A 26753-nucleotide genomic window follows, 5' to 3' on the forward strand; every position below is an offset into this window, starting at 1 on the left:
CGTAGCCTCGGGGCATGGAACCCATCCCTGAGGTCGTGTGGTGTGAGCTGCTGCTGGACGGCAGGTTCGAGTTCTTCGACGACGCGCAGCGCCCCGTCGCGACCGCCTGGCCCGATGAGGATCTGTGGCCGAACGAGTTCGCCGTCACGGGGCGGGGGGATCGGCCGTGGTTCCGGCTCGTCCGCAACGCCGGCTGGGGTCACACCTACGAGTTGGTGCTGCCGGAGGATGACCTGCTGGCCACGCTGACCGACGAGTCCGGCCGCCTCACCCTCACCCTGGGCGACGGTGACGAACTCGACGTGAGGGTGCGGAACCTCGGCGACGAGAACGAGTTCTTCGACGACGAGACGCTGCTCGCCCATGTCTCCCGGCGTCGGGCCCCGGGCCGAAAGCACCTGGATCCCCTGGCGAGGCGGGTGAGTTTCTGGGACCGAACTCCCACGACGCGGCGGCGGGCCATCCTGGGTGCGGTGGTCGCGCTGGTCCTGCTCCGTTCCGAGCAGGTCAAGTTCATCATTCGCAACACGCCGTGACCCTCGTCGGCGAACCAACTCCAACTGAACTCCAAGTTTTCTCCAAATTTGGAGTTAAACTGACCGGGTGCGCATCCCTGTTCCGCCCCCGGAGTTCTCCCCGGATGCTCTCCAACGCCTGCAGTCACAGCTGCCGGACCTCCTCCCGTTGGCCCACCGGGAGGATCGGTACCTGCCGTGGGACGAGTTCCGACGTCGCCGCGCTCCGACCGGGCTCTCCGTGACCGAGTGGTGGTTCGTGACCCGCCTCGCCCGCGACGCATCCGCCCGTCCCCTGCCACTCTCGGACCGGCGGGGACAGCCCTTCCGGTACTGCCCCACCGACCCGCTGCTGCAGGGAATCGACGAGGTGAACGCCCGCCTCAGTTCACCGATCCTCGACATCACCCAGCGCCAGGCCCTCATCAATTCGCGGATGGAGGAATCCATCGCCTCCAGCCAGTTGGAAGGTGCCGCGACGACACGGGAGGTCGCCAGGCGCATGTTGCGTGGACGTCGTCGGCCTCGCACCGACGGCGAGCGCATGATCGCGAACAACTACGCCGCCGCCCTGATGATCGGGGAGCATCGGGACCAGCCCCTCACCGAGGAGTTCCTGCTGGAACTGCACCGCACCCTCACCACAGGCACCCTGAAGGACCCGACGGCGGCTGGGCGAATGCAGCGACCGGGAGAGCCCCGTGTCGTCGTCGCGGATCTGGAGGGAAACGATCTCCACGTACCACCGCCCGCCGAGGAACTCCCCGGGCGCATGGAACAGCTCATCGCATTCACCAATGGGGTCTCAACGGTGTGGTTGCCGCCTCTGCTGCGTGCCTTCGCCGTGCATTTCATGGTGGGTCACGACCACTTCTTCGTGGACGGGAATGGGCGACTGGCCAGAGCACTGTTCCACTGGACGATGCTGCGACAGGGATTCGATGCCGTGGAGTTCGCCCCCATCTCCCGACTGCTGTTGCGGACCCCGGCCCGCTATGGACGCGCTTACCTGCACACCGAACTGGAGTCGGACCTGACGTATTTCTTCCTCTTCCAGCTGGATGTTCTGCTTCGTTCCCTCACCCTGGTGGAACAGGAGCTGGCCTCGACCACTGCCGGACTGGACCTCATGGAACAACGGTTCAAGGACCTCGAGGATCGTTTCAATCACCGACAGTTGGCGCTCCTCACCGAGCTGGAGGCCGACCCGAACGCCCTGTTCACCGTCACCTCCCACGCCACGACACACGGTGTGAGCCTGCCAACCGCCCAGAGCGACCTCGACTCCCTGACCACCGCCGGGCTGCTCGTCCGCCACAAGCGGGGTCGCCGCCTCGAATGGCGACGTGCACCATCCTGGTCGGAGTCGTGAGGGCACTGTTGATGTCCCTATCATCGGATCATGAGTGTCCTTCCCCACCTCCTCACCCAGGATGTGCTGTGGGTCCAGCAGACCCGGCAGTTCTTCCGCAGTGACTTCCTCGTGCTCGGTCACGACGGCGGCGTCGTCGGCCAGCTGGTCAGTTCCGGTGGAGCACTGCGTCGTGCCCTGCTCGGGAATCGGGAGTTCACCCTGGTGGATGCGCACAACCGCGTGCTGGCCCACATCACCGACCCGTTCAGCTGGGGCCGCGACACCTTCGAGGTCGTCTCCGCCAACGGTGCACCGTTGGCCAGACTCCGCAAGGAGTTCGCCCTGTTCTCACGCCACATCAGCATCGCGTTGAGCGATGGGACCCCGTTGGCGGTCAGGGGCAGCCTGTGGGACCGGGAGTTCGAGATCTCGAGCCCCTCCGGCCACTCCATCGCCCATGCCACCCGGCTGCGCCGTGGCTGTCTCCAGATGCTGACGGGACGCGACACCTACCAGCTGCGCTTCCACCCACAGGTACCGCCCCAGCACCGCCTGGCGATCCTGGGCGCGGTGCTGGCCGTGGACCTGATCCGCATGAAGGAGGCCAGCGCCGCGGCGTCGAGCTCCTCCACCTGAGGCTGCCCGAGGAGACGAGAAGACCCCCGGTCGCCCGGGGGTTCATGAGCGGTGACGGTGGGATTTGAACCCACGGTGGCTTGCACCACACTCGCTTTCGAGGCGAGCTCTTTCGGCCGCTCAGACACGTCACCGCGGACTAGGGTATCGCGAGGGCTTCGACGCTCCAAATTCCTCGAGCCAGCGCCAGGCCCAGCTTCTCGATCAGCTGGGCGTCGTGGAGCCTGTTCCGCCACCGCTCGGGAATCCCGGAGCTGCCGTGGAACGCCCCGGCCAGCGCTCCGCAGATGGCCCCGACGGTGTCCGCGTCGTCGCCGAGGTTCACCGCCAGGCGCACTGCTGAGGCGAAGTCGTCGGTGGCGTCGAAGGCCCACAGCGCCGCCTCCAGGCTGTCCAGCACGTGGCCGCTGGAGGAGATCGCGTCACGGTCCCGGCCCCGGAAGCTGCCTGCCAGGATCTCCGCCAGCCGGGGCGTGGTCACCTGCTCGGCGCGCGCCATCGCCAGGGCGAACAGCTCCGGTTTCGACGCCCCCGCCACCGCAGCGGCCAGCAGCTCGCCGAAGGCCTCGCAGGACTCGACGCAGGCCCGGGCGGGATGGGTCGTGCGGGAGTGGTCGCCTGAGAGCCGGATCGCCGTCGCCGGGTCGCGCCAGTATGCCAGGACCAGCGGAGCCACCCGCATCAGCGACCCGTTCCCGGCGCTGCCCTCCCCGGCATAGGGGCGGTAGGGCTCGCCTGTCGCCTCGAAGTCCAGCAGCGCGGCCACCGTCTGGTTCCCGATGTCAAAGCAGCTTCCCGTGCTGCTGAGGTAGCCGTCGCGGTACCAGCGGCGGAACCGCTCCAGCTGGTCGCGTGGGTCGTGGCCGCCCATCTCGACCAGGCTCGTCGCCAGGCACAGCGTCATCGACGTGTCGTCGGTCCACTGCCCGGCCTCGAGGTCGAACACTCCCCCGCCGACGATGTCCGTCACCTCCGGGAAGGAGCCGCGCGGCTGGAACTCGACGGTGGTACCGAGCGCATCGCCCGCAGCCAGGCCGAGCAGGCAGCCCAGAATTCGATCCTCGTGCATGGGGGCACGATACGACATTGCCGTCTGCCGGGTTGACAGCCCCCGGGTCGGCTGGTGCCATGAACCCATGAGACCCCGATCCCGCGTGCGCGCCGCCGACGTGGCCGCCGCGGCCGGGGTGTCCACCACGGCCGTCTCCTTCGTCCTCAACGGGCACGACGCCGGCAACATCTCCGCCGCCACCCGCGCGCGCGTGCTCAAGGCCGCCAAGGAGCTGGGGTACCGGCCCAACCACGTGGCGCGCAGCCTGAGACAGCGCTCCACCCATTCCATCGGCCTGGTCACCGACGCCGTCGCCTCCTCCCCCTTCGGGGGCCGCCTGCTGGCCGCCGCGACGGAGGCCGCGGAGGCCGTCGACCACGTGCTGCTCGTGATGGACCTCGGTCACCGCACCGAGGGGGTCGCCGAGGCCATCGCCGCCCTGGAGCACCGCCAGGTGGATGCCGTCATCCACGCCACCATGGGATTCACCGAACTCTCCGAGGCCCCTGTCTCACACGTCCCGCTGGTGCTGGCGAACTGCGTCGCCCCGCAGCCCGGCCCGAGTTCCGTGCACCCCGACGACGCGGGCGGGGCCGTCACCGCCCTGGAGCACCTGGCCGATCTCGGGCACCGCGACGTGGTCATGCTGGGCAGTCACCCCGACCCGGACTCCCCCAGCAGCGGCAACATCTCCGGCCCGATCCGTTGGAACGCCTTCCGCGAGGCCGCGGCCGCACGAGGCGTGACGGCACGACACCTGGGGCCGGGGTGGGACATCCACGACGGTCACGCCCTCGCCCTGGCCGTGCTGGACGTCCCGCCACAGGATCGCCCGAGTGCCCTGTTCGCGGTGTGCGACCGGGTCGCGACGGGGGCGCTGCTCGCCGCCGCGAGGCTCGGCCTCGACGTGCCGGGCGACGTCTCCGTCATCGGTTTCGACGACCAGGAGGCCCTGGCCGAGCACACCGTCCCTGCGTTGACCACCATCGCCCTGCCCCACGCGGCGATGGGTGAGGCGGCCGTCCGGCTGGCCCTGGAGGTCCCGGAGGTCCCGGAGCACCTGGCCCTGCCGTGCCCGCTGGTGGTCCGGGGGTCGACGGCCCCGCCTCACGGCACCATCGGCACCACCCGTCGCACCTCGACAGCACCCGCCTCGGGCAGCATGAGGGTCCACGGCTCGTCGTGACGCCACGTCGCGGCGATTCCGCTGGGCCGGTACAGCTCCACGACGGCCCCGTCCACCCACAGCCGGGCGCCGCGCGCCAGCTCCACCTCACCCAGGCTGGGATGCGTCATCCGCACCCCGGTCCCCATCACCATCACCCGCCAGCGACGATTCGCCAGCACCGTCTCACCGGCCTCCACCGGCACCACGGAACCGGTCAGGGCGGCATTCGCCATCCGGTCGAGACGGCTGGTGACCACCCCGTCGACCAGGGCCAGTCGACGGGGCAGGGTCAGGCATCCGGCGTGGTCGCGCACCTGCGGGTCCTGACCCTCCTGCCGCACCCACCCCATCAGCAGCGGCTCCCCGTCGGCCAGGCTCACCTGGGGGGCGTAGAAATCGGTGCCGTCGTCGAGGACGTGGGCCGACTCGGCGACGAACCGCAGGCCTTCACCGTCGGCCTCCAGGTCCCCGATGGCCGCGACGACCTGCCCCAGCTCCCCCCGGTCGTGGAGGGAGACCACCAGCACCCACCGGTCCTCCACCGGGAACAGCTGCGGGCACTCCCAGATGTCCGCCGACCCCGCTGCCCGCAGCACCGGGTCATCGGCGACCAGCACCCCGAGGTAACGCCACGCCAGCTCGTCACTGCGGTCGTACAGGATCACCGCGGGGGAGCCGTCGCTGAGCCCCGCACCGAGCACCGCCAACTGACGCCCCTCGTACTCGAACACGAACGGATCCCGCATGATGCCGACGCCATCCGCATCCGGGGTTCGGCCGACCACGATGGGAGCCTCCCAGTCGATGAGGTCGGGGCTGCCCCACCGCAGGCAGATCGTCGACTGGCCGTCGTCGGTGGCGATCCCGGAGTAGGCGACGGCGGGGCGGTCGTGCCCGGGCACGTGGACCCCCGACCAGCACCCGAACGCGTCCGGGCCCGACGGGGTCGGGGAGAACGCGACGGGGCGGAGCCGCCACATCGCCAGGTCGGTGCTGGTGGCGTGCCCCCAGGCGATCTGCCCGTGGACGGGTGCGTCGGGGTTGTGCTGGAAGAAGACGTGCCACACCCCGTCGATGCAGGTCATGCCGTTCGGGTCGTTGAGCCAGCCGCGCTCCGGGCGCAGGTGGTAGGACGTGGTCGGCGCGGTCATGGCGCTCCTTTCAGCGGTGTGATCCCGCGGTGAGACCTTCGCGCAGCGTCCGCTGCCCGAAGACGAAGACGCAGAACGCGGGGATCATCGAGATCACCACACCTGCCAGGACGGTGGCCACCGACCCGGTACCCATGTTGCCCTGCAACGACACCAGACCCAACGGCAGGGTGAAGTTCTGTTCGCTGATGGTGAGGATCAGGGGGCGGAAGAACTCGTTCCAGTGGTAGTTGAACGCCAGGATCCCGACGATGGCCATGCCCGGCGCCGCGAGGGGCGCGTAGATCGACGCGAAGGTCCGCCACGGTCCGGCCCCGTCGATCTCGGAGGCCTCCCCCAGTTCCTCCGGGAGACCGAGGAAATACTGCCGCATCAGGAAGGTGCCGAACGCCGTCGGGATGGCGGGCAGGATCAGCGCCAGGAGCGTGTCGGCCAGGTTCATGCCCCGGATCAGCATGAAAACGGGCACGATGGTGACCTGCATCGGGACCATCATCGTCGCCAGGATCAGCGCGAACAGCAAGTTCTTGGAGCGGAACTCGAACCGGGCGAACACGTATCCGGCCATCGCGGCGGAGACCATCTGCCCGACGGCGATGATGCCGGTGACCAGCACCGAGTTGAGGATGAGCAGCCACATGTCCACCTGCTCGAACACCGCAGGGTAGGAGCTGAGGTCGAGGCTGGAGGGGATGATCGAGCCGTCGGTGGACAGGGACTCCGCGGGGGGACGCATCGATGACAGCACGGTCCAGATCACCGGTGCGAGGGTCAGCAGGCTGGCCAGTGCCAGCACGACGTGGGTTGCGATCTTCTTCATCGGGTCCTCCTCAGCCGTAGAACACGAAACGACGGGACAGGCGGAACTGCAGGGCCGTGACCAGCATGATGAGCACGGTCAGGATGATCCCGATGGCCGAGGCCTTGCCGAATTCCAGCTGTTTGAAGGCGGACTCGTAGATCACCATCACGGCGGTGCGGGTGGAGTCGCCGGGCCCGCCCCGGGTGAGGACGTAGGGCTGGTCGAAGATCTGCAGGGCGGAGATGATCGCCATCACCGAGGCCACCAGGGTGGTCGGGCTGACCAGCGGGAAGGTGATCCGCCAGAACTGCTGCCAGCTGCTCGCGCCGTCGACCTGCCCGGCCTCGTGGACCTCCTTCGGGATCGAGGCCAGCCCACCCAGGAACAGCAGGAAGGAGAACCCGAAGTTCTGCCACACGTAGACCAGCACCACGACGACCATGGCGCCGCCGGGGGAGGTCAGCCACGGCACGTTGCCGACGCCGACCATGTTGAGCAGGTGGTTGACCAGCCCGAAGTTCTCGTTGAACAGGTAGCTCATGATGATCGACACGGAGGCCGCGGACAGGATCAGCGGGAAGAACAGCACCGAGCGGAAGAACGACTTCAGCAGCTGCGGCATCCGCTGGTTGACCAGCACCGCCAGTCCCAGTGCGACCGCCAGTTGCAGGGTGACGGCGACGACGACGAAGCCGATGGTGTTGAGGAAGGACACGCGGATCGTCGGGTCGCCCACGACGGCGGCGAAGTTGCCGAGGCCGACGAACTGGGGGTCGGTGATGATGTCCCACCGGAAGAAGGCCAGGATGATGGAGGCCAGGATCGGCAGGAAGGTGAACAGGCCGAGTCCGATGAGGGTGGGGGCCAGGAACAACCAGATGAGGAGTCTGCGCTGCATGTCACACCTCCAGGGCGCGGGTCAGGTCCTCGTCGAGGCGCGCGAGGGCAGCGGGGAGCGCGGCGGCGGTGCCGGTGACCGCCCCGAGGACGTTCTTGATGAGGGCGGTCTCGACGGCTGCCTGCTGCGGCGGGGCCGGGATCGGAGCGCAGGGGTGGGCCTCCAGGGTGTCGTAGAAGACCTTCCAGTGCTTCGGTCCCAGCTCACCGTAGAGGGTCTCGTCGCACATCGAGCGTCGGGTGGGGGTGGTGTTGGGGCTGGGGAAGGCCAGCTTCATCCCTTCCCGTGAGGTGCAGAACTTCACCCACTCCCAGGCCTCGTCCTTGCGTCTCGAGGTCTTGAGGATGGCGTAGCCGGCGGCGCCGAACTGGTGGCGTTGGCTGCGCCACCCGGGGAAGTAGCCGACGTCGTAGTCGTCGGGGCTGAGACCGGCCTCGCTGAGGCCCTGGACCCAGAACCCCCCGGCGGGGGTCATGCCGATGGAGCCGCCGGAGAACTGCCCGACGAGTTCACCGCCACCCCCTTGGGCGGGGCTGGTGCCGAGTCCTTCCTGGACCAGGGAGCGGACGAACTCGAAGGCCTCCTCGACCCTGGGGTCGGTGGCGTTCGACCGCTCCCAGAGGTACCCTCCGGTGAGTTGGCCCGCATGGTCGGGGTAGAAGCGGTTCCACAGCCACTCACCGCCGGGGGATCGCTGTTCGGTGAGGAAGCTCGTGTCGTTGACGTAGAGCCAGGGGACGATCCCGCCCCACAGCCGGTTGGTCCAGTAGAACGGCACGAAGTTGCCGGGGCTGGCCTGCTTCATCCGCCGGGCGACGGCGAGGAAGTCGTCGTGGGTCCAGTCGTCGCGGGGGTACTCGATCCCGGCCCGGGTCATGGCGGCGGTGTTGAAGTAGATGTTCGCGGCGTTGAAGTCGATGGGCATCTGGTAGAGGGAGCCCTTGTACATGAAGGCCTCGATGAGGCTGGGGTGGACGTCGTCGAAGTAGTCCTGCACCTGGTCGGCGTCGCGGTTGACGTAGGCGTCGAGGGGCTCGGCCAGGCGTTCGGCGAACAGCTGGGCCCCCTCGGTGGCGACGACGCAGACATCGGGTGGGGTGCCTGCCGCGACCATGGTGAGGATCTTGGCGAAGAAGTCGGCCCAGTCCGTGCCCTGGATGGCCTGGAGTCGGACGGGGATGTCGGGGTGGTGGACGTTGAACGCGGTGACCAGTGACTGCCGGGCCAGGGCGTCCTGGTTGGTGCCAAGGATGGCGATGGACAGGGAGTCGTCGTGACGCCCGGGGATGTCCGCGCCGCTCAGGCGGGGCCACTGGCTGCCGACGAGCGCGAACGATCCCGCGCCGACGGCTCCGGCCAGCACCCCGCGTCGGGTGATGTGAGTCATCTTCGACCTCCGGCCTAATTCGATTTAGGTCCTTCCAGTGTGCGCCCTCACACCTCGATCAGTCAAGAGGGTCACGAGGATCTCCCCGACCCACCCCACCACCTGAACCCGCCCCGCCACGTTTCGGGAACAAGCAACCTGCATGTTCGTGCTCACCATGTCGTTGCCAAGGATGGGCAGAGACGGAGATGGCCCCCGCGCCCCTGCAAACGTGTAGACTGTCATCACCACGACCGGTTCCGCCCTCACGGGCCCAGGGCCGGTCCTCATTCTTCCCAGGTGCGTTCATGACACGAGCCCCCAAAGCCCACAAGACCTACCACGAACAGGTACAGCTCCTCGCTGAACGCGGCATGGACATGGGCGATCGGGGCAGGGCAGCAATCACTCTCAGCAGAGTGAACTACTACCGACTGAGCGGTTACTGGTACCCGTTCCGGAAACGGTCCGGCAGGACTCGGCTGGATGAATTCCTCCCGGGAACACGGTTCGAGGACGTGGTCGCACTGTACAACTTTGACGCTCGGCTCCGGGCCGCCGCCTTCACCGCTCTGGCCCCCGTCGAGTTGGCACTCCGTGCTTTGCTGGGCCATGAACTGGGACGAATCGATCCCTGTATCCACCTGAAACCTCAGTTGCTCGGCCCCACTGCGCAGCAGCAGGAGTACACGACCTGGCTCGAGCGCCACGAGCTCGACGTGGATCATCGTTCACGCGAGGAGTTCGTCAAACACCACAAACAGCAGTACGAAGGGCAGTTGCCGATCTGGGTGGCGGTTGAGCTGCTGGACTGGGGAAGCCTGACCCAGTTGTACAGATTCGCCCCTCCCGCAGCACAGGACGAGATCGCCGGGGCCTGCGGGTTGAGTGCGCCACAGCTGACCAGTTGGCTCAGAGCCCTCAACCTCATCCGCAACATCTGCGCGCACCACGGACGGTTGTTCAACCGGGTCCACAGCTTCCAACCGAAGCTCCCGAAACTCCTGCCGGAAGATCTTGCAGCCGTGGCGGAGGGTCGACCCCACGTCTGGTCCCGGACCTTCGGACAGCTCACCCTCATCCAGTACCTGTCCACCTGTCTGGCCGTTGGCGACCGCTCCCTGCTCACAAACGCCGTGGCCTGCTTCCCCAAGATCTCGGCGATCCCCATCACACACACCGGGGCACCACACCGTTGGCAGCACGACTGTGGGCCACTCTGGCAGACCCTCCCTACCGTCGCCCCTCGAAGAACTCCAGCAGCAGGCTCTCGCACTCCTTCGCCAGCACCCCCGAGGTGATCCGCGGACGGTGGTTGAGGCGCGGGTCGCGCACCACGTCGAACAGCGACGCCACCGCGCCCGCCTTCTCGTCGAAGGCCCCGAAGACGACGTGCCCGATGCGGGAGGCGACGGCCGCGCCCGCGCACATCGTGCAGGGCTCCAGGGTCACCACCAGGGTGCAGTCCACCAGCCGCCACTCGCCGTGCACCTCCGCGGCCCGACGCAGTGCCACGACCTCGGCGTGCGCCGTCGGGTCACCGGTCAGTTCCCGCTCGTTTCCGCCGACGGCGATGACCTCACCGTCCGGCCCCAGCACCACCGCGCCGACGGGGATGTCACCGTGGGCGGCCGCCTCCCGGGCAGCAGCCAGGGCGGCGCGCATCGCGGGCTCGAAGCGGCGCCCCACGAGGCCTCAGGAGTCGAAGGCCTGGACGGCCCGCTCGAACTCCGGATCGATCTTGAGCTTCCTCGCCACCTGCACCAGCAGCTCGTCGGAGTCCTCGTCGTAGTTCGTGGCGATCGCCTCCAGCTCGAAGGCACCGAGACCGTTGGCGGCGAACATCTCCAGGTCACCGAGCGGGGCGGGCTCGTCCTCCTCGTCGGGCAGCTCCTCCCCGAGGTAGTCCACGACGTCGCGGGCGATGGGCCAGTCCTGGGCGGCGGTGATGTCGCTGAGCAGCACCTCCACCACACGGCCCCGCACCCGGCAGATCACGAAGAACTCGCCGGCCACGGAGACGAAACCGATGGCACCGTTGTCACCGGGCAGGCGACCCAGCTGGCGGATCAGCTCGTCCAGGTCGTTGGCCAGGTCGAAGTCCATCGGCACGGCGATCGCCTTGCCATCCTCCCGGTACGCGGCGACGACGAGATCCACGTCGTCCTCCCCCGCGTCCTCGAGGTCGTAGTCGTCGTCGAAGTCGTCCTCGGAGTCGTCGTCGACATCGAGGTCGCGGTCATCCTTCAGGTCGAAGGGTTCGGCGTCTTCGTCAAAGGCGTCCACGGCGGTCTCCTCACAGGTGCTGCTGGGGTCCATCCTTCCAGATCAGCGCCGGGAAAACAGCCCCGGCACCCGAACTGGTGGAAGTGGGGCAAGATGGGGGCGTGGAACTTCGTGTCATCTCTCATCCCTTGGTCGATCACAAGCTCACCGTGCTGCGCAACCGCGAGACGGAGCAGCCCACCTTCCGCCGTCTGGTGGAGGAACTCGTGACCCTGCTGGCCTACGAGGCCACGCGTGGGGTCCGGGTCACCGAGAACGAGATCATCACCCCCGTCGCGCCCACCGTCGGCACGAAGCTGGCCTCGCCCGCGCCGCTGGTGGTCCCGATCCTCAGGGCCGGGCTCGGGATGCTCGACGGCATGTTGCGGCTGATGCCCACCGCGGAGGTCGGGTTCCTCGGCATGATCCGCGACGAGGAGACGCTGCAGCCCACGACCTACGCCGAACGTCTCCCGCAGGACCTGTCCGGGCGCCAGTGCTACGTGCTGGACCCGATGCTCGCCACGGGTGGATCGCTGGGTGGCGCGGTGAAGTTCCTGGTGGACCGCGGGGCCGACGACATCACCTGCATCTGCCTGCTGGCGGCCCCGGAGGGCATCGAGCGCATCCAGGAGCTGCTGGCCGATCTCGACGTGCCCTGCACCCTGGTGGTCGCGGCCGTCGACGAGAAGCTGAACGACCGCGGCTTCATCGTCCCCGGCCTCGGCGATGCCGGCGACCGGCTCTACGGCCTGGCCGAGTGACTCATCCCGGGCACCGGCTCGCCCGTCGTCGTGGAGAGCGACGAATGGTCAGCCCTCGAGGGGGTTGCACACCTTCCCGATCTCATCCATGGCCTTCCGGTCCTCCTCGGAGAGTTCCTCGTAGCTCTCCTTGGAGGAGTCGCCGTTGTTCGCGTCCTCGATGAGCTTCTTCAGCCCCTCAGCACTCAGCTTCTCGTGGAGCTGGTCCACGAGGCAGGTCATCAGCTCCTCACGCTTCTCCTTCATCTCACCCTCGGTCGCATGGGGACCGACAGCCTTCTCGAAGGCTGCGCGGAGCTCATCCTTGCTCGGCTTGCCACCCGCGCAGGCGGAGGCCCCGAAAGCAACGGCGAGAGCCATGGCGGCAGCGGCCACCCGGACGGTGATGCGGTTCATGATCATCTCCTTGGTCGATGCATCAGTGAATCCACCCTAAGCGCCGAGCGGGTCACTCCGACGGCCACATCGGTTGGTCACCCCAGTGTCAAGTTTGGATCAATTTCAACCATTTCCTCGTGTCCCTGAAAGTTTGCGAGTTAGGGTGTCGCCATGTTTCTCACCCTGCCGTTGCACCCGCTGTTCGTGCACCTTCCCGTGGTGCTGATCCCCCTGGCCACGCTCGGCGTGATCGCCTTGGTCCTGTTGAAGCGGCGGTCCCAGCAGCTCAGTCTCGCCGTGCTGGGGATCGTCGTGGTGGCCGCCCTCTCCAGCGTCGCCTCCTACCTCTCCGGCAAGGCCCTGGCCGAGCTCAAGGGTTTCACACCGGCCACCCATGAGCGCTGGGGACTGTTCATGATGATCGCCGCGCTCGGTCTCCTGGCTGTCGCCGGTCCCTGGCTGTGGAAGGTGGCGAAGAAGGGTGACCACGCACAGACGAGACGACAACCCCTCGGCCTGGCCGCCGCCCTCGTCGGCGTGATCGCCACCGTGTTCACCGTGCTGGCCGGGCACTCCGGGGCTGAGCTGGCCTGGTCCGATGCCACCTCCGGCAAGTCCGAGACGACCACCTCCCCGTCCACCAGCGCGGCCCCGAGCAGCGCGGCCCCGAGTGAATCCGCCCAGGCGACGACCTACACCGCCGAGGAGGTGGCCAAGCACAACACCGCCGAGGACTGCTGGTCCATCGTCGACGGCAATGTCTACGACCTCACCGACTGGGTGAATCAGCACCCCGGCGGCGCTGGTGCCATCAGCAAGATGTGCGGCACCGACGCCACCCAGGCCTTCCAGGGCAAGCACGGCGGCGCCGAAGGCCCCGCCAAGGCACTGGAGCGCCACCTGCTGGGCCCGGTGCGCTGAGCCTGACCCCGGGGTCAGGACTCCTCGGCGGTGCACTTGGCCCCGGACTCGGCCAGCGCCGTGAGGTCCTTCTCCGACATCACCTCGGCCGGGTCCTCCACCGCGTCGGGGTTGTTCGCGGCCGCGATGAGGGCCTTCAGCCCATCGGCGCTCATGCTCGAGCGGAGGGTGTCCACGAAGCAGTCGATGGTGCCCTCGGTGGTCCTCCGGTCCTCCGGGCTCATCTCGTCGTTGAGCATCGTGCTGCTCAACGCCTCACGCAGCTCCTCCTTGGTGGGCTTGCCGTCCGCGCAGGCCGAGATCCCGACGGTGAGGGCCAGGGCGGCGAGACAGGTGAGCACGCGGGTGGCGGGACGAGGCATGATTCTCCTTGGGGAAGTGACGGCGTTGCCTCCCAAGGGTACGCGCCAGCCATTCGGATGGCACATCCGAGCAGTTCGACCCTCGACGGCTAACTTGACAGATATTAAGATTGTGTCGCGAAGCCTGAGCCCTCGGTCGCGGCAAGGAGGTCCTGACATGTTCCCCCCATCAACACCCATCACCCGCAGGACCGTCCTCACCGCGACCGGGGGTCTCGGGCTCGCCACCCTCACCGGATGCGGTCCCTCCTCACCCACGCCCGGCGACGACGCCTCCGCCATGAACGCCACCCAGTGGCCCACCCACGTGCCCCCACCCGTCGTCGAGGGCGGCCGCGCCTCCGCCCTGCCCGGCGTCCCCACCCTCCACACCACGCCCCTGACAACCCTCACCCAGGCCGCCGCCACCCCACCCGGCGACGGCGGCGAACTCACCACCTTCCAGATCCTGTGGGGCACCCCGCCCCAGGACGATGCGCAGAACCAGTGGCTGCAGGAACTCAACACCCGCCTGAACGTCACCTACCGGGCCACCCTCGCCCCGGGCGGCAGCTACAACGACCGGTTCGCCACCCTGCTGGCCTCCGGCGACCTGCCCGACCTGATGTTCGTCCAGGACACCACACCGCAGGGCCTCCAGGGCGTGACCGACGGTGCACTGAACGACCTCACCGACCTGCTGGCCGGCGACAACATCCTCGCCTGGCCGCACCTCGCCCACATCCGGACCGAGACCTGGCAGCGCTCCAGCAAGCACGGCCGCATCCTCGGCATCCCCAACGAGGACCCGGTGCTGACCCGTTTCCCCGCCGTGCGTTCCGACGCCCTGACCGCCATCGGTGCCACCGACCTCGGCACCACCGCCGAGGAGTTCCGCGAACGTTTCATCGAGATGGGCAGGCTCGGTGTCCTCCACGGCAAACAGTTCCACCCCATGCTGGACCTGAGTGCGATGACCGAGATCGTCGAGTGGATGTTCGGGATCGGACCCGAATGGCAGCTCGACGACGGGGGTCGGCTGCGCTCCAAGTACCAGCACCCCCGCTACGTGGAGGTGGTGGAGTACCTCAGACGTTTCTGGGACGGCGGCACGGTCCACCCCGATCCCACGGCCAGCAACCGGACCGAGACACTGGACAACGGACAGATCGGCTTCAACCGCGACTCCTACAATGCCTTCTTCCTCGACTCCCAGCTCCGGAAGCTCCGTGAGTCCACCCCCGGCGCCGACCTCACCTTCTTCGTGCCCCCCGCCGCGAAGGACGCCGACCTCACCGTCGTCAGCACCGAGGGCTGGTGGGGCATCGTCGGCATCAGCTCCAGGATCACCGACCAGGCCCGGATCAGGCAGCTGCTCGACATCCTCAACTGGTTCCGCTCCCCCTACGGCACGACGGAGTACCGGTTCATCAACGACGGCATTGAGGGCGTCCACCACACCGTGGCCGCCGACGGCACCGTCACCCGGACCCGGGACACCACCGCCCAGGCCGATCACGCGGCACTGAGCTGGCTCGGGGTCTCACCGGTCAACAACACCTACCTCATCCCACCGGACCTGGCGGACAAGGCCGACAACTTCTTCACCTGCGTCGAGACCCTGGCGAAGGACCCGGTGAGCAGCCCTGTCCTGGGGTTGGTCTCCGAGACCGCCAGCCGCAGCTCGGGCACCCGAGGCTCGGTGCGCGACGACTACCTCGTCGGCATGCTGTACGGCCGCCGCCCCGTCACCGACTACCCGGACTTCGTCGCCGCGTGGCTGAAAGCGGGCGGCCAGGAGGCCCTCGACGACTACCAGGCCCGCCACGACGCCCGCCAGGCCGTGACACCACCGTCGCCCAGCCCCACGAAGTAGCCGATGGCCACGAGGCTGCAACGCGCCGCGAAGGTGAGGACGATGTACGTCTTCATCGTTCCCGGGCTGCTGTTCTTCACGGTCTTCGCCTACCTGCCGCTGCTGGGCAACATCGTCGCCTTCCAGGACTACCGGCCGTTCAAGGGCATCACCGGCTCGAGGTTCGTCGGACTCGACAACTTCGCGCGCATCCTCACCGACCCGGAGCTGCTGCAGGCCCTGGGCAACACCCTCGTGATCGCGCTGCTGCTGCTGGTCTTCGCCTTCCCCGCCCCGATCATCCTGGCGCTGCTGATCAACTCACTGGTCTCGTCCCGCGTCAAGAGGTTCATCCAGTCGGTGGTCCACCTGCCGCACTTCCTGTCGTGGGTGATCGTCATCTCCATGTGGCAGAAGATCTTCGGCGGCTCCGGTGCACTCACCCACGTGCTGGCCGACGTCGGGGTCCACGGCTTCAACCTGATGAGCAACCCCGAGACCTTCAAGTTCCTCGTGGTGGCCCAGTCCATCTGGAAGAACGTCGGCTGGGGCACCATCATCTACTTCGCGGCCATCGCCGGGATCCCGCAGGAGCTCCACGAGGCGGCCGCCATCGACGGCGCGGGCGGGTGGCGACGGATGTGGCACGTGACCCTGCCCGGCATCATGCCGGTGGTCAGCCTGCTGCTCGTCCTGGAGATCGGGGGCATCCTCAACGTCGGCTTCGAACAGCTCCTGCTGCAGCAACCCGCCGTCGGGAAGGATGCCGCGCAGGTGCTGGACACCTTCGTCTACCACCGGGGCATCCTCGGCGGTGACTGGGGCCTGTCCACCGCGGCCGGACTGCTCAAGGGCATCGTCGCGACGGTGCTCATCATCGCGGCCAACCGGTTCGCCAAGCGCGTCGGCGGATCGGGGGTGTTCTGATGGCCGCCCGCGACCGGCGTCCCCTGTGGATGGGACGCCCGGGGCGGCTGGTCAGCGCGGCCAAGGCGGTGGTGCTGACCGCCCTGGTGGTCGTGATGCTGTACCCGTTCGTCCACGTCATCGCGTGGTCGTTCGGCTCCGCCGAGGCCGCGACCTCCGGGAAGCCGTGGCCCAGCAGCTTCAGTCTGGAGACCTACGAGGCCCTGCTCAGGGGCGGGGTGGTGCGGAACGCGCTGCTGGTCACCGCGCTCATCACCGTCGTCGGCACGCTCTGCTCGATGCTGTTCACCACGACGCTGGCCTACGGGCTGAGCCGTACCCGCGAGGTGCCGTTCAGCAAGGGCGCACTGGTCTACGTGCTGGCGACGATGCTGTTCAGCGCCGGGATGATCCCCAACTACCTGCTGGTCAAGCAGCTCGGCATGCTGGACTCGTGGGCCTCACTGATCGTGCCGGGCCTGATCGACGCGTTCAACATGATCGTGATCCGCAACTTCTTCATGGAGCTACCGGGGGAGCTCACCGAGTCGGCCCGCATCGACGGCGCCTCCGACTGGCAGATCTTCTGGCGGATCGTGCTGCCGTTGTCGAAACCGATCCTGGCGGTGATCTCGCTGTTCTACGCGGTGCGGTACTGGAACACCTTCTTCAACGCGATGCTCTACATCACCACCCCGTCGAAGTGGCCGATCCAGGTGGTGCTCAACCAGTACGTGGTGCAGGGGCAGACCCTGAACACCGTGCAGCCGCCCGGGGTGCCACCACCACCGGGGATGGTGGTGCAGTTCGCGGTGATCGTGCTGGCCACACTGCCGGTGCTGGTCGTCTACCCGTTCGTCCAGAAGTTCTTCACCAAGGGGATGCTGACCGGTGCCATCAAGGGTTGAGTCGCGCCACCTGCTGGCCGAGATCCGCGACGACGAGGTCGATCACCTGCGCGACCGCGGGGGACATCGTCACGTCCTCGTCGAGCAGCCACTGGATCTGCATGCCGTCCATCACCGCGATCACGGTCTCGGCCGCGATCCGCACCTGCTCCACCAGCTGCCCGGCCGGCACCTCGGCGGCCTGCCGCAGCGCCGCGGCGACGATGTCCCGCAGACCCGCGTAACGGCTGCGGAACCACGCCTGGGCCGGGTGGTCGTCGGCGACGGCCTCCGCAGCCAGCACCGTGTACAGCTGGGTGATGCCGCGTCGCCGGGCGTTGAGCTGGACGGTGCGCACCATGTGGGCCAGGTAGTCGGCGCCGCTCGGGAAGGTGGCGTAGTGGTCCTTGTCCACCTCGTCGCGGTCGCGGGCCTCCAGCACCGCGATGAGCAGGTCCTCCTTGGTGCCGAAGTGGTGCAGCACCCCCGCCGGGGTCATGTCGAGCCTGGCGGCGATGTCGCGGATCGACACACCGTTGTAGCCACCGGACGCGAAGGCCTCGGTGGCTGCCGCCACCACTTCATCGCGTCGCGTGGGACGCCCACCATGTCGCACGGAGGAAACCCTAGTACCCGGGAGGGTCGCTGATGGAAACGATACGTTGTCGTGACGGTGTGTTCACCCTCGCCGGGGCCCCGGTCCAACTGCGTGGCGTCGGGGTGGGGAACTGGCTGCTGCCGGAGGGCTACATGTGGCGGATCAACGAGGGCGCGACCTCGCCGCGTCGGCTCGAGAGGCTCGTCGCCGACGCCCTGGGACAGGACGCGGCGGCCGCGTTCTGGCAGGACTTCCGGGATGCGTTCTTCACCCGCGACGACGTGGCGGCCATCGCCGGACTGGGTTTCGACCACCTGCGGTTGCCACTGAATTCACGGCTGTTCATCGATGCCGACGGCGGGGAGGTCGCCGAGGGCTGGGCGCGGGTCGACCAGTGCCTGGCCTGGGCTGAGGAGTTCGGGTTGCTGGTGCTGCTGGACCTGCACGGTGCTCCCGGTGGGCAGACGGGCAGCAACATCGACGACTCGGTGCGAGACCTGCCGGAGCTGTTCACCGACGCTGCCGCCCGTGAGCTGTGCCTGGAGCTGTGGCGACGACTGGCCCGTCGGTACCGTCGGCATCCGGCACTGCTCGGCTACGACCTGCTGAACGAGCCCCTGCCCGAGGAGCACTCGGGGCTGTGGGACCGGCTGGTGCCGCTGTACCGGGACCTGACCGCCGTCGTGCGCGCCGAGGACCCGCACCACCCGGTGATGTACGAGGGGGCGCACTGGGCCACGAACTTCCAGATGTTCACCGAGGGTCTCGACGACAACGCCTGTCTCCAGTTCCACCACTACTGGTCCCCGGTGGATGCGGGGCGCTTCACCGCCATCCGGGAGCAGGCGGCGTCGCTGGGGATGGCCTGCTACATGGGTGAGTCGGGGGAGAACTCGTCCGAGTGGTTGCACTCGATGTTCCACACCTGCGAGGAGCTCCGCATCCCGTGGAACCTGTGGCCGTGGAAGAAGCTCGGCACCACCACCTCCCCGGTCAGTGCGCCGGTCCCCGACGGGTGGGACGAGTTCGTCGCCCATGCGGAGGGACGCGGGCCGTCGCCGGGGCGGGAGCGCACCGCAGATCTGCTGGCGCAGTTCCTCAGAGCCGTTCGACTGGAAGACTGTGAACCACGACACCGGGTGATCGACGCCCTGCCCATCGAAGGAGCCATGCCATGACCTATCGCGATCCGAGCGCCGCCGTCGAGGACCGCGTCGCCGATCTGCTGTCCCGGATGACCCCGTCGGAGAAGGCGGCGCAGATGATGCAGCTGCCGGCGTGGAGCGAGCCGCGGGCGGTGATCGAGCAGTACCCCGTCGGGTCGCTGCTGCACACCGATCCCGCGACCATCGACGAGGCCATCACGGCTGCGGCCGCCACCCGGCTGGGCATCCCACTGCTCATCGCGGATGACGCCATCCACGGTTTCGGGTTCTGGCCGGGGGCCACCATCTTCGGCACCCCGTTGTCGATGGCGTGCTCGTTCAACCCGGAACTGGTGGAGCAGGCCGCCCGGGTCACCGCGCGGGAGGTCTCGGCGACGGGGGTGACGTGGACGTTCTCGCCGCTGGCGTGCGTGGCCCGGGAGCTGAGGTGGGGGCGGGTGGACGAGACCTTCGGGGAGGACCCGCACCTGATCGGGGAGCTGGCGACGGCGATGGTACGGGGCTACCGCGGGGCGGGGGATGCGGACCCGACGCGCATCCTGTCGTGCGCGAAGCACTTCGCGGGCTACTCGGAGACCCAGGGCGGGCTGGACGCCTCGGAGGCGGATCTCAGCCCACGGAAGTTGCGGTCGTGGTTCCTGCCGCCGTTCGAGCGGCTGGCGCGTGAGGGCGCGGACACCTTCATGCTGGGCTACCAGGCCATCGACGGGGTGCCGATCACGTTGAACCGGTGGCTGCTGGAGGGGGTGCTGAAGCAGGAGTGGGGCTTCGACGGGTTGCTGGTGACCGACTGGGACAACGTCGGGCACCTGGTGCGGATCCAGCAGGTGGCAGCTGATTTCGCGGAGGCCGCGGCGATGGCGGTGCGGGCCGGGAACGACCTCATCATGGCCACGCCGGAGTTCCACGACGGCGCGTTGCAGGCCCTCGAGCGGGGCCTGCTGGAGCCGTCGGACCTGGACGGTGCGGTGCGTCGGATCCTCGCGGCGAAGTTCCGGCTGGGGTTGTTCGAGGATCCGCGTCGCCCGGATGAGGCCAGGCAGCGCGTGGAGATCGGCTGTGAGCAGCACCGTCGGGTGAACCTGGAGCTGGCGTCGCAGGGCATCGTGCTGCTCAGCAACGACGGGGTGCTGCCGCTGGGCGGTGAGGAGGTGAAGGTGGCGGTGGTCGGGCCGCTGGCCGATGACATGGCGGCGTGTCTGGGTGACTGGGCGGGGACCTCGGGGCAGTGTCCGTGGCTGGATGACCAGTCGTTGACCCCGGCGACGACACTGCTGGCGGGGCTGCGTGCGGCGGCGCCGTCGGGCTGGGAGGTCGAGTACGCCAAGGGCTGCGGGATCGAGGTGCTGGTCCCGGACCCGGCGGGCGAGTTCTTCGACGACGGGCAGCCACGCCCGAGGATCTGTCATCCGGCTCCCCTGGACGAGGCGGAGCTGGCCAGGGCCGTCGAGGTGGCCGAGTGGGGCGACGTGGTGGTGGTCGCGGTGGGCGACACCGTCAATCTGACCGGGGAGGGACGCTCGACGGCGACGCTGGAGCTGTTCGGGCCGCAGCGGGAGCTGCTGGAGGCGCTCGCTGCGACGGGGGTCCCGATGGTGGTGGTGGTGCTCTCGGGCAAGCCGCTGGTGCTGCCTGAGAGCGTGCAGGAGGCGGCGGCGATCGTGCAGGCGTTCAATCCCGGGGCCGAGGCCGGGGAGGCGTTGGCCCAGGTGCTGCTGGGTCGGGTGGAGCCGTCGGGGAGGCTGCCGGTGACGATCCCCCGGCACGTGGGGCAGTTGCCGGTGTTCCACAACCGGGTGCGGGGCTGGCACGGGGACCGGTACGCGGACCTGACCTACAGCCCGTTGTTCGCCTTCGGCGAGGGCCTGTCCTACACCACCTTCGAGTACTCCGAGGTGCGGATCACGCATGTCGGCGACGAGGTGGCCTTCGAGGTTGAGGTGACCAACACCGGGGCTCGGCCGGGCACGGAGGTGGTGCAGGTCTACGTCCACGACGTGGTGACCTCGGTGACCTGGGCGGAGCAGGAGTTGAAGGCGTTCCGTCGGGTGGGGCTGGCCCCGGGCGAGACGAAGCAGGTGGAGTTCCGGCTGCCGGTCGGTGAGCTGAGCCTGGTCCTGGCCGACGGCACGCGCGTGGTCGAGCCGGGTGAGTTCGAGCTTCGGGTCGGCCACAGCAGCCGCCCCGACGACCACCGTCGGGCCCGCTTCCGCCTCTGAGACGCTGACGTTATGTCATTTTAGGAAGTTTTCGGGCATATTTACGCAAATATGCATAACTGATGCCCGAAAAGTCTATCGACGGGGCGTCCTATCACGAGTTGAAGGTCGGCCTCCGGCAGGGTCCGAGTGCGCGATGCGTGAGCCACAGGCCGACCGCGAGAACGACGGCCGAGCGTCCGATCTCGACCCACGGGTGGAGATCGGATCCGCTGCCCGGGAACAGCATCCCCACCACCGGCAGGCCGGTGGGGAGGAACGGCCCCGGCCCGAGCGCGAACACCCACGGCGCGACCTGCACCAAGTTGTTCACCCCCTTGTCACTGCCGAATCCCCACAGCAGGGTCACCCCCGACCCAAGCGTCGCGAACCCCACCAGCTGGACGCCCATCACCACCGCATCGGTGACGAACCGGTCCGGTGTGAGCCAAGCCCGCAATGTCAGGAAGAGCAGCACCACGGAGCTGGAGGCGAGCAGCACATGACCCGCACGTGACCACAGCGCCATCACAGGACGTCCCGCGAAGGTGCCCCGCATCGCTGAGAGCAGCTCGATCTCCCACGACGCTGCCCCGGCGACGAAGGCCGCCACCGCCACGAAGTAGGGCCAGTGCGCGCTGAAACGCAGCAGGTCCATCCCCTGGCCGCCGAGGCTCTGGTACAGCCCGCCGAGCACCAGGACGTTCAGCACCGGCAGCACACCCAGCGACCCGAGCAGCCCTGGCAGGGACTGCTGCCGGATCAGCGCCAGCAGCGGCATCGTGGCGACGAGGCGTCTCATCGGCTCTCCACGTTGTCGAGCAGCCGACGCTGCACCACGCTGCGGGCAGCGGGTGCCAGCAGCAGATACGCGAGCGCCCACCACGCGACGGTGAGGCCCACCGTCGCACCCGTGGCGGGCCAGAACATCCCCGGCACCGCCATGCGCTCCAACCACACGAACGGGAACAGCTGACGCAACCAGACCGGGGAGAGGAAGGTCACCGTGCCGAGAGCGACCACCATCACTGCCTGCCTGATCCAGGGCACCAGCTGCGCGGGCCGGTAGGCCACCGCCAGGCCCAGGGTCAGCACGTGGGTGTAAGCAGTCAGCACCAGCAGGGACATCACATACATCCCGAGGGCCAGCCACGCATCCTGCGGGCCGATCAGCACGGCCACGACGAACGGCAGCGCCAGAGGCACCGCCGTGATCGCCGTCATCGCCAACGCCCGGGCAAGCATCAGACGTGAGAAAGCCGCCGGGTCCCGGAAGGTCTGCCAGATCGTCTGGAACCTGAACTCGTTCTGGAAGGCCGACATCGCCGACAGCGCACACACCGCCGTCCCGACGAGCAGGACAGCCCGCACCGCACCGGCCAGCACCACCTCGCCAGGCTCCCCGCGCAGCTGCCACAGCCCCATGCCGAGGACGACGATCTGCAGGCTCACGCCGACCAGGAAGGAGGATGTGGCGCGCCGGTCCACCCACTGCAGCCACACCAGGAAGAACAGATAACTAGCCGACCAGGCGCGCATCGTCCAGCCTCACCGTGCGGGTACAGACGGACCCCAGGAAGTCAGCATCGTGGCTGACCAGCACCTGCACCTTGTCCCCGGCCCCCAGCACCCGCTGCCGCAGCATGTGGTGCCCGGCCTCGTCCAGGCCGGTGGTGGGCTCGTCCAGCAGGTGGGTCGTCGCCCCGGGGTCAGCCCACAGCGCCGCCAGGTGCAGCCGCTGCCGCATCCCGAGGGAGTACTTCGCATACATCACCTGGGCGGCTGCCTCAGCGGCCAGACCGACTTCGACGAGACACGCCACGGCCTGGGATCTCGACATCGACACCCCCCACAGACCGGCCAGGAAGCGCAGGTTCTCCGCCCCCGTCAGCCGGGGGTAGAAACCCAGCGGGGCGCCAGCCGCCAGGTGCACAGAGCGCTGGAAGCCGCGCCCCTGTGCCCGGGCCGAGACGCCGTCGTTGGACAACTCCCCGGAGTCCAACCGCAACATCCCCGCCAGGACCCGCAGCAGCGTCGACTTCCCGACGCCGTTGGCCCCGAGCAGCCCCACCCGCTCACCGGGATGCACCCGCAGCGACGCGTCCTTGATGATCGTCCTGGCCTCCCCACGTCGGGTCCTGGGGATCGCATAGGACGCCCGGTCGAGCACCAATCCGGAACCACAGGCATCATTCATGACGGCTCTCACCTCTCCCTGAGCCATGTGACGAACTCTTCCCGACACCTCACGTGCCGAAGATGAGCACGATCCAGGCTCATGAGGGTCTCCGACTCCCCCAAGTGTTTTCTTGGCCCATCCCCTGGGCTCCTGAAGTGTTCCTGGTGGATTCGGGTCTGGATGTGCTCGGCAGGGTCCGGCCAGAGCGGCTCGCCGAAAATCCGGTGGGAGACACGCATCCCGGGCAGACTCAACTCACCTGCCTTGTGGTCACACTCGAGGGCGACCGATGCACTCCATGTGCCCCGCCCGGCCACGATCTTCTCCAGCAGCTCCATCGCATCGCAGTACGCGAAGTTGCTGAGGCCCGTGCTGTCCGGAAAGACGATTGCCACGGTCAGAGGTCAGCCCAGCAGGGCGTCCAGCTCGGCCCCGGAGATCGGGGTTGATTCCTCGGGGGTCTCCACGTCCAACTCCTCTTCGGTCACACCCAGCATCCAGGCCAGGGTTGCCTTCGGCACGACACCCTCTGCGATCCGGTTCAGGTGGGTCTCTTGCAGCCACAGCGGGAAGCGTCGTTGTGAGGCGGCCTGCATCCGCAGCGTGATCTCGTCCGCGCGTGACCTGGACCGCCAGTGACGCCTCAGCAGAGCTTGGGTGGAGAGCTCCAGGAGATTTCGAACCTGCTGGGAGGCTGGCAGCCCCAGAGCAGCGATCCTCGTTCGGAGCGCCTGGGTTGAGACCCCCCACTGCCAGACCTTCGCCGCCAGCTCCTCGGCCAGCATCTGGTTCCAGTCGATCGACTCCAGCGCGGCCCTGGGCAGCAGCAGCTCGGCGGCGAAGGCGTTGGCCTCACGCTCCGGCCCATCGACCTCACCGTCGTGCTGGATCACAGCCTCATGGCGAAGCACCAGGTGCCCCAGTTCGTGCGCCATGTTCCAGTTCTCCCGGAACCAGGTGCCCTGTCCCGGAATGGCGATGACGGCACGCTCACCGACGTGGAACGAGTACGACGTGCTGAGGTCGCTCGTCCGCACCACGTCGACCCCGCAGCTCTGCTCCAGTCTCGCCGAGAGGTCACGGACGAAGTCCGCCTCGAGCAGCCGACGGACCTCCGCCAGGTTCGCAGGGATGCGGGATGGTGCCACGTTCTGTTGACCAGCCTGCCGGTAGGCCAGCGCGATGTCAGCAAGCACCTGCTGATCATCGGCGTAGCCACTCACCGAACGTTCGCGGGTGTTCTGGTCGTGGTCGTGACGCGCGGCGAGAACCAGCCGGTTGGGGTCCGGCTCACCGGTGATGAGGTAGTGCACATCCTGTTGGAGCTCCTCGGCAAGGCTCACCAACTCGATGGCCGAGAACCCTCGCTCCCCTCTCAGGGCACGGGAGAAGGCGTCCGGAGTCATCCCGACGCTGGCGGCCACGTCCTTCTGGGTCCTTCCGGGCGGCAACGCCCGGGCGACCCGGGCACCGATCCCATCGCTCATGCCACCACCCTACGCCAGAATTGGGATTTTCCCAACAGCAAGAGGCGTGCCTCCTCAACAGACTCCCCAGGTCCATACGGAGGATACGCACGACTGGGGTCGGGGTTCGGTTCGCTGCGGTCCGAAAGGCCTCATGGAACTGGTGGTCGATGCGGGCCTTGGAACTGGCCTCGTAGTGGTGGACCGGGGACCAACCATCCTTGATGAAGTTTCCCATGCCCTCCAGCTTCGTGCACTGTCCGATGGGCGGCGGCTGGTCGGGCTCCCATGCTCTCAGTAGTAGTACGGGAACTGCGACCAGTCCGGGGGCCGACGCTCCAGGAAGGAGTCGCGACCCTCGACGGCCTCGTCGGTCATGTACGCCAGGCGGGTGGCCTCACCGAGCAGCACCTGCTGGCCGACCAGGCCGTCGTCGATGAGGTTGAACGAGTACTTCAGCATCCGCTGCGCCGTCGGGGACTTGCCGCAGATCTTCCGCGCCCACTCCAGGCCGACGTCCTCCAGCTCCGCGTGGGGCACCACCTTGTTCACCATCCCCATCCGGTGGGCCTCCTCGGCGTCGTGAACGTCTCCGAGGAAGAAGATCTGCCGGGCGAACTTCTGCCCGACCTGCCGGGCGAGGTACGCCGACCCGAAACCACCGTCGAAGGAGCCGACGTCGGCATCGGTCTGCTTGAACCGGGCGTGTTCCCTCGAGGCCAGGGTCAGGTCCGCGACGACGTGGAGGGAGTGCCCGCCGCCCGCCGCCCAGCCGTTCACCAGGGCGATCACCACCTTCGGCATGAACCGGATCAGCCGCTGCGCCTCGAGGATGTGGAGGCGGGCGAGCTTGGCGCGGTCCACGTCCTCGGCGGTCTCGCCGTCGGCGTACTGGTACCCGGCGCGTCCCCGGATCCGCTGGTCACCGCCGGAGCAGAACGCCCAGCCGCCATCCTTCGGCGACGGCCCGTTCCCGGTGAGCAGCACGCACCCGATGTCGGAGGCGGTGCGGGCGTGCTCCAGGGCCGCGATCAGTTCGTCGACGGTGTGCGGCCGGAAGGCGTTGCGCACCTCGGGTCGGTTGAACGCGATCCTCACCGCGGGCACGTCCTTGGCGCGGTGGTAGGTGATGTCGGTGAAGTCGAGGCCGAGGTCATCCCACAGCTCGGGCCGGAACGGGTTGCTCATGGGTTCAGCCTACGGGCCGTGATGCGAACTGCCGAGCAGGGCGCATGGATGCCGGACCAGACCGCTGCCCCCTCTGGCTACCTCACATCAGCCACATGGCCGACAGACAGTGCACCGCCGGCGCCTCCCATCCTCTTCCCGACATCCCCTCCGTCTGTTTTACTGGTGCCCTGGGCGACGAGAGGACACAGTCATGCAGCTGGTGGGGTCGGCCTTCTGCTGTGAGGTCCCCGACGGGTGGCGTGAGATCAGGGAGCCCGGCTGCGTGATCGCCGTCGCCGCCCCGCGGTCCCGTGAATTCCGATTCTGGATCACCAACTCCACCACAAACCCTCCACTTGGTTCGGCGAAGGCACACAGACGACCCAACGTACCTACACCGGAGGTGTCTCGTGGATGGGTCGGACCGCCGGAAGAGGCCTCTTCGTCCTCGGCGTCGGACTCACCTACGCCAGCGAGCACGAGAAGATGGACAAACGCTTCCGCGAGCAGCACCCCGAACTCACAGCCGACGAGCGGAGAAGCCGAGTCATCGAGACCGCTGCAGTACGAACCGGATCACAAGTTGGTGCAGCAGCCATTGCCGGGGCCGCTGTCGGCTCAGCCCTCCCCGTCGGTGGAACCCTCGTCGGCCTCGCTGTCGGCTTCGGAGTTGGCCTGGCCATGAGCATCCCCACAGGCGACGACAAAAACCTCGGAG

29 protein-coding genes and 1 tRNA gene are annotated in these 26753 nt (G+C 68.1%); 13 read left to right on the plus strand and 17 right to left on the minus strand.

Annotated features, from left to right (window positions below; translation table 11 throughout):
• Positions 1-14: 14 nt before the first annotated feature.
• The 3 genes from EII34_RS09815 (at position 15) to EII34_RS09825 (ending at position 2505) form a co-directional block, all read left to right on the plus strand.
• Positions 15-536: a hypothetical protein gene (locus tag EII34_RS09815; protein WP_124844982.1), complete on the plus strand. Its 522-nt coding sequence runs from the start codon at positions 15-17 to the stop codon at positions 534-536.
• 67 nt (positions 537-603) lie between these two features.
• Positions 604-1887 carry a Fic family protein gene (locus EII34_RS09820; RefSeq protein ID WP_124844983.1) on the plus strand — a complete coding sequence of 428 codons (1284 nt, stop codon included), beginning with the start codon at positions 604-606 and terminating at the stop codon, positions 1885-1887.
• A gap of 30 nt (positions 1888-1917) precedes the next feature.
• Entirely contained in the window at positions 1918-2505 is a 588-nt protein-coding gene (locus EII34_RS09825) for an LURP-one-related/scramblase family protein (RefSeq protein ID WP_124844984.1), read from the plus strand.
• A gap of 49 nt (positions 2506-2554) precedes the next feature.
• Here EII34_RS09825 and EII34_RS09830 read toward each other — a convergent pair.
• Both EII34_RS09830 and EII34_RS09835 read right to left on the minus strand, forming a co-directional pair.
• Positions 2555-2639, minus strand: a tRNA-Ser gene (locus tag EII34_RS09830).
• A 5-nt stretch (positions 2640-2644) separates the two neighbouring features.
• Positions 2645-3574 carry an ADP-ribosylglycohydrolase family protein gene (locus tag EII34_RS09835; protein WP_124844985.1) on the minus strand — a complete coding sequence of 310 codons (930 nt, stop codon included), beginning with the start codon at positions 3572-3574 and terminating at the stop codon, positions 2645-2647.
• A 67-nt stretch (positions 3575-3641) separates the two neighbouring features.
• Here EII34_RS09835 and EII34_RS09840 point away from each other — a divergent pair, with 67 nt between their 5' ends.
• Entirely contained in the window at positions 3642-4742 is a 1101-nt protein-coding gene (locus tag EII34_RS09840; protein WP_260425116.1) for a LacI family DNA-binding transcriptional regulator, read from the plus strand.
• On the opposite strand, the gene EII34_RS09845 is transcribed toward EII34_RS09840, so the two are convergent.
• The 4 genes from EII34_RS09845 to EII34_RS09860 are packed head-to-tail and all read right to left on the minus strand — an operon-like array spanning position 4664 to position 8962.
• Positions 4664-5875 (minus strand): glycoside hydrolase family 32 protein, encoded by a 1212-nt coding sequence (locus EII34_RS09845; protein WP_124844986.1) that lies wholly within the window; start codon positions 5873-5875, stop codon positions 4664-4666. The genes EII34_RS09840 and EII34_RS09845 overlap by 79 nt on opposite strands.
• 10 nt (positions 5876-5885) lie before the next feature.
• Complete coding sequence (locus tag EII34_RS09850; protein WP_124844987.1) at positions 5886-6695, minus strand: carbohydrate ABC transporter permease; 810 nt, start codon at positions 6693-6695, stop codon at positions 5886-5888.
• A gap of 10 nt (positions 6696-6705) precedes the next feature.
• Positions 6706-7575, minus strand: a complete 870-nt coding sequence (locus tag EII34_RS09855) for a carbohydrate ABC transporter permease (protein WP_124844988.1) — start codon at positions 7573-7575, stop codon at positions 6706-6708.
• Between the two features lies 1 nt (position 7576).
• On the minus strand, positions 7577-8962 hold the full coding sequence (locus EII34_RS09860; protein ID WP_124844989.1) for an ABC transporter substrate-binding protein: 1386 nt from the start codon (positions 8960-8962) through the stop codon (positions 7577-7579).
• Between the two features lie 287 nt (positions 8963-9249).
• Here EII34_RS09860 and EII34_RS09865 point away from each other — a divergent pair, with 287 nt between their 5' ends.
• Positions 9250-10242, plus strand: coding sequence for an Abi family protein (locus EII34_RS09865; RefSeq protein ID WP_124844990.1), 993 nt, complete (start codon positions 9250-9252; stop codon positions 10240-10242).
• Here the strand turns inward: EII34_RS09865 and tadA are convergent.
• Together tadA and EII34_RS09875 are read right to left on the minus strand one after the other, a co-directional pair.
• The gene (gene tadA, locus EII34_RS09870; RefSeq protein WP_124845010.1) at positions 10175-10606 is read right to left on the minus strand and encodes a tRNA adenosine(34) deaminase TadA; all 432 of its coding nucleotides are present in this window, start codon (positions 10604-10606) and stop codon (positions 10175-10177) included. The two genes, EII34_RS09865 and tadA, sit on opposite strands and share 68 nt — an antisense overlap.
• A gap of 30 nt (positions 10607-10636) precedes the next feature.
• Complete coding sequence (locus EII34_RS09875; RefSeq protein ID WP_185711279.1) at positions 10637-11227, minus strand: tRNA adenosine deaminase-associated protein; 591 nt, start codon at positions 11225-11227, stop codon at positions 10637-10639.
• Between the two features lie 101 nt (positions 11228-11328).
• Between EII34_RS09875 and upp the strand changes: the two genes are divergently transcribed.
• Positions 11329-11970, plus strand: a complete 642-nt coding sequence (upp, locus tag EII34_RS09880; protein ID WP_124844992.1) for a uracil phosphoribosyltransferase — start codon at positions 11329-11331, stop codon at positions 11968-11970.
• 48 nt (positions 11971-12018) lie between these two features.
• Here the strand turns inward: upp and EII34_RS09885 are convergent, their stop codons facing one another.
• A complete protein-coding gene (locus tag EII34_RS09885; RefSeq protein ID WP_124844993.1) occupies positions 12019-12366 on the minus strand; it encodes a hypothetical protein in 348 nt (115 codons plus the stop codon).
• Between the two features lie 153 nt (positions 12367-12519).
• On the opposite strand from EII34_RS09885, the gene EII34_RS09890 reads away from it, so the two are divergent.
• Entirely contained in the window at positions 12520-13269 is a 750-nt protein-coding gene (locus tag EII34_RS09890; protein ID WP_124844994.1) for a cytochrome b5-like heme/steroid binding domain-containing protein, read from the plus strand.
• Positions 13270-13283: 14 nt separating this feature from the next.
• Here EII34_RS09890 and EII34_RS09895 read toward each other — a convergent pair whose 3' ends face one another.
• On the minus strand, positions 13284-13631 hold the full coding sequence (locus EII34_RS09895; protein ID WP_124844995.1) for a hypothetical protein: 348 nt from the start codon (positions 13629-13631) through the stop codon (positions 13284-13286).
• Positions 13632-13788: 157 nt separating this feature from the next.
• Between EII34_RS09895 and EII34_RS09900 the strand changes: the two genes are divergently transcribed.
• The 3 genes from EII34_RS09900 to EII34_RS09910 are packed head-to-tail and all read left to right on the plus strand — an operon-like array spanning position 13789 to position 17279.
• A complete protein-coding gene (locus EII34_RS09900; RefSeq protein ID WP_124844996.1) occupies positions 13789-15486 on the plus strand; it encodes a type 2 periplasmic-binding domain-containing protein in 1698 nt (565 codons plus the stop codon).
• A gap of 3 nt (positions 15487-15489) precedes the next feature.
• Complete coding sequence (locus EII34_RS09905; RefSeq protein WP_124844997.1) at positions 15490-16392, plus strand: ABC transporter permease; 903 nt, start codon at positions 15490-15492, stop codon at positions 16390-16392.
• Entirely contained in the window at positions 16392-17279 is an 888-nt protein-coding gene (locus EII34_RS09910; RefSeq protein WP_221620263.1) for a carbohydrate ABC transporter permease, read from the plus strand. The genes EII34_RS09905 and EII34_RS09910 overlap by 1 nt, the downstream gene beginning before the upstream one ends.
• Here EII34_RS09910 and EII34_RS09915 read toward each other — a convergent pair.
• Positions 17269-17874, minus strand: a complete 606-nt coding sequence (locus EII34_RS09915; protein WP_124844998.1) for a TetR/AcrR family transcriptional regulator — start codon at positions 17872-17874, stop codon at positions 17269-17271. The two genes, EII34_RS09910 and EII34_RS09915, sit on opposite strands and share 11 nt — an antisense overlap.
• A gap of 32 nt (positions 17875-17906) precedes the next feature.
• Here EII34_RS09915 and EII34_RS09920 point away from each other — a divergent pair, with 32 nt between their 5' ends.
• Positions 17907-19034: a glycoside hydrolase family 5 protein gene (locus tag EII34_RS09920; protein WP_124844999.1), complete on the plus strand. Its 1128-nt coding sequence runs from the start codon at positions 17907-17909 to the stop codon at positions 19032-19034.
• On the plus strand, positions 19031-21241 hold the full coding sequence (locus EII34_RS09925; protein ID WP_124845000.1) for a glycoside hydrolase family 3 N-terminal domain-containing protein: 2211 nt from the start codon (positions 19031-19033) through the stop codon (positions 21239-21241). Before EII34_RS09920 ends, EII34_RS09925 begins: the two co-directional genes overlap by 4 nt.
• Positions 21242-21335: 94 nt before the next feature.
• Here the strand turns inward: EII34_RS09925 and EII34_RS09930 are convergent, their stop codons facing one another.
• The 6 genes from EII34_RS09930 to EII34_RS09955 all read right to left on the minus strand — a co-directional run bounded on the left by EII34_RS09930 (position 21336) and on the right by EII34_RS09955 (position 26053).
• On the minus strand, positions 21336-22022 hold the full coding sequence (locus EII34_RS09930; protein ID WP_124845001.1) for a hypothetical protein: 687 nt from the start codon (positions 22020-22022) through the stop codon (positions 21336-21338).
• The gene (locus EII34_RS15975) at positions 22019-22759 is read right to left on the minus strand and encodes a hypothetical protein (protein ID WP_185711280.1); all 741 of its coding nucleotides are present in this window, start codon (positions 22757-22759) and stop codon (positions 22019-22021) included. Before EII34_RS15975 ends, EII34_RS09930 begins: the two co-directional genes overlap by 4 nt.
• Complete coding sequence (locus EII34_RS09940; protein ID WP_185711281.1) at positions 22740-23417, minus strand: ABC transporter ATP-binding protein; 678 nt, start codon at positions 23415-23417, stop codon at positions 22740-22742. Before EII34_RS09940 ends, EII34_RS15975 begins: the two co-directional genes overlap by 20 nt.
• An 8-nt stretch (positions 23418-23425) precedes the next feature.
• On the minus strand, positions 23426-23794 hold the full coding sequence (locus tag EII34_RS09945; RefSeq protein ID WP_124845003.1) for a hypothetical protein: 369 nt from the start codon (positions 23792-23794) through the stop codon (positions 23426-23428).
• Between the two features lie 9 nt (positions 23795-23803).
• Positions 23804-24886 carry a helix-turn-helix domain-containing protein gene (locus EII34_RS09950; protein WP_221620264.1) on the minus strand — a complete coding sequence of 361 codons (1083 nt, stop codon included), beginning with the start codon at positions 24884-24886 and terminating at the stop codon, positions 23804-23806.
• Between the two features lie 273 nt (positions 24887-25159).
• A complete protein-coding gene (locus tag EII34_RS09955; protein WP_124845004.1) occupies positions 25160-26053 on the minus strand; it encodes a 1,4-dihydroxy-2-naphthoyl-CoA synthase in 894 nt (297 codons plus the stop codon).
• Between the two features lie 396 nt (positions 26054-26449).
• On the opposite strand from EII34_RS09955, the gene EII34_RS09960 reads away from it, so the two are divergent.
• A partial coding sequence (locus EII34_RS09960) for a hypothetical protein (RefSeq protein ID WP_221620265.1) occupies positions 26450-26753 on the plus strand: 304 nt, incomplete at its 3' end.

It is taken from the genome of Arachnia propionica (assembly GCF_003859805.1).
In the GTDB taxonomy this organism is placed as follows: Bacteria; Actinomycetota; Actinomycetes; order Propionibacteriales; family Propionibacteriaceae; genus Arachnia; species Arachnia propionica_C.

Excerpts from the sequence above, each read along its gene's own strand:
- EII34_RS15975 (WP_185711280.1), bottom strand. The coding sequence starts at position 22,759 with ATGCGCGCCTGGTCGGCTAGTTATCTGTTCTTCCTGGTGTGGCTGCAG.
- EII34_RS09910 (WP_221620263.1), top strand. The coding sequence starts at position 16,392 with ATGGCCGCCCGCGACCGGCGTCCCCTGTGGATGGGACGCCCGGGGCGG.
- EII34_RS09815 (WP_124844982.1), top strand. The coding sequence starts at position 15 with ATGGAACCCATCCCTGAGGTCGTGTGGTGTGAGCTGCTGCTGGACGGC.
- EII34_RS09905 (WP_124844997.1), top strand. The coding sequence starts at position 15,490 with ATGGCCACGAGGCTGCAACGCGCCGCGAAGGTGAGGACGATGTACGTC.
- EII34_RS09865 (WP_124844990.1), top strand. The coding sequence starts at position 9,250 with ATGACACGAGCCCCCAAAGCCCACAAGACCTACCACGAACAGGTACAG.
- tadA (WP_124845010.1), bottom strand. The coding sequence starts at position 10,606 with ATGCGCGCCGCCCTGGCTGCTGCCCGGGAGGCGGCCGCCCACGGTGAC.
- EII34_RS09920 (WP_124844999.1), top strand. The coding sequence starts at position 17,907 with ATGGAAACGATACGTTGTCGTGACGGTGTGTTCACCCTCGCCGGGGCC.
- EII34_RS09855 (WP_124844988.1), bottom strand. The coding sequence starts at position 7,575 with ATGCAGCGCAGACTCCTCATCTGGTTGTTCCTGGCCCCCACCCTCATC.
- EII34_RS09850 (WP_124844987.1), bottom strand. The coding sequence starts at position 6,695 with ATGAAGAAGATCGCAACCCACGTCGTGCTGGCACTGGCCAGCCTGCTG.
- EII34_RS09835 (WP_124844985.1), bottom strand. The coding sequence starts at position 3,574 with ATGCACGAGGATCGAATTCTGGGCTGCCTGCTCGGCCTGGCTGCGGGC.
- EII34_RS09940 (WP_185711281.1), bottom strand. The coding sequence starts at position 23,417 with ATGAATGATGCCTGTGGTTCCGGATTGGTGCTCGACCGGGCGTCCTAT.
- EII34_RS09895 (WP_124844995.1), bottom strand. The coding sequence starts at position 13,631 with ATGCCTCGTCCCGCCACCCGCGTGCTCACCTGTCTCGCCGCCCTGGCC.
- EII34_RS09955 (WP_124845004.1), bottom strand. The coding sequence starts at position 26,053 with ATGAGCAACCCGTTCCGGCCCGAGCTGTGGGATGACCTCGGCCTCGAC.
- EII34_RS09890 (WP_124844994.1), top strand. The coding sequence starts at position 12,520 with ATGTTTCTCACCCTGCCGTTGCACCCGCTGTTCGTGCACCTTCCCGTG.
- EII34_RS09845 (WP_124844986.1), bottom strand. The coding sequence starts at position 5,875 with ATGACCGCGCCGACCACGTCCTACCACCTGCGCCCGGAGCGCGGCTGG.
- EII34_RS09930 (WP_124845001.1), bottom strand. The coding sequence starts at position 22,022 with ATGAGACGCCTCGTCGCCACGATGCCGCTGCTGGCGCTGATCCGGCAG.
- EII34_RS09950 (WP_221620264.1), bottom strand. The coding sequence starts at position 24,886 with ATGAGCGATGGGATCGGTGCCCGGGTCGCCCGGGCGTTGCCGCCCGGA.
- EII34_RS09825 (WP_124844984.1), top strand. The coding sequence starts at position 1,918 with ATGAGTGTCCTTCCCCACCTCCTCACCCAGGATGTGCTGTGGGTCCAG.
- EII34_RS09925 (WP_124845000.1), top strand. The coding sequence starts at position 19,031 with ATGACCTATCGCGATCCGAGCGCCGCCGTCGAGGACCGCGTCGCCGAT.
- EII34_RS09900 (WP_124844996.1), top strand. The coding sequence starts at position 13,789 with ATGTTCCCCCCATCAACACCCATCACCCGCAGGACCGTCCTCACCGCG.
- EII34_RS09840 (WP_260425116.1), top strand. The coding sequence starts at position 3,642 with ATGAGACCCCGATCCCGCGTGCGCGCCGCCGACGTGGCCGCCGCGGCC.
- EII34_RS09860 (WP_124844989.1), bottom strand. The coding sequence starts at position 8,962 with ATGACTCACATCACCCGACGCGGGGTGCTGGCCGGAGCCGTCGGCGCG.
- EII34_RS09885 (WP_124844993.1), bottom strand. The coding sequence starts at position 12,366 with ATGAACCGCATCACCGTCCGGGTGGCCGCTGCCGCCATGGCTCTCGCC.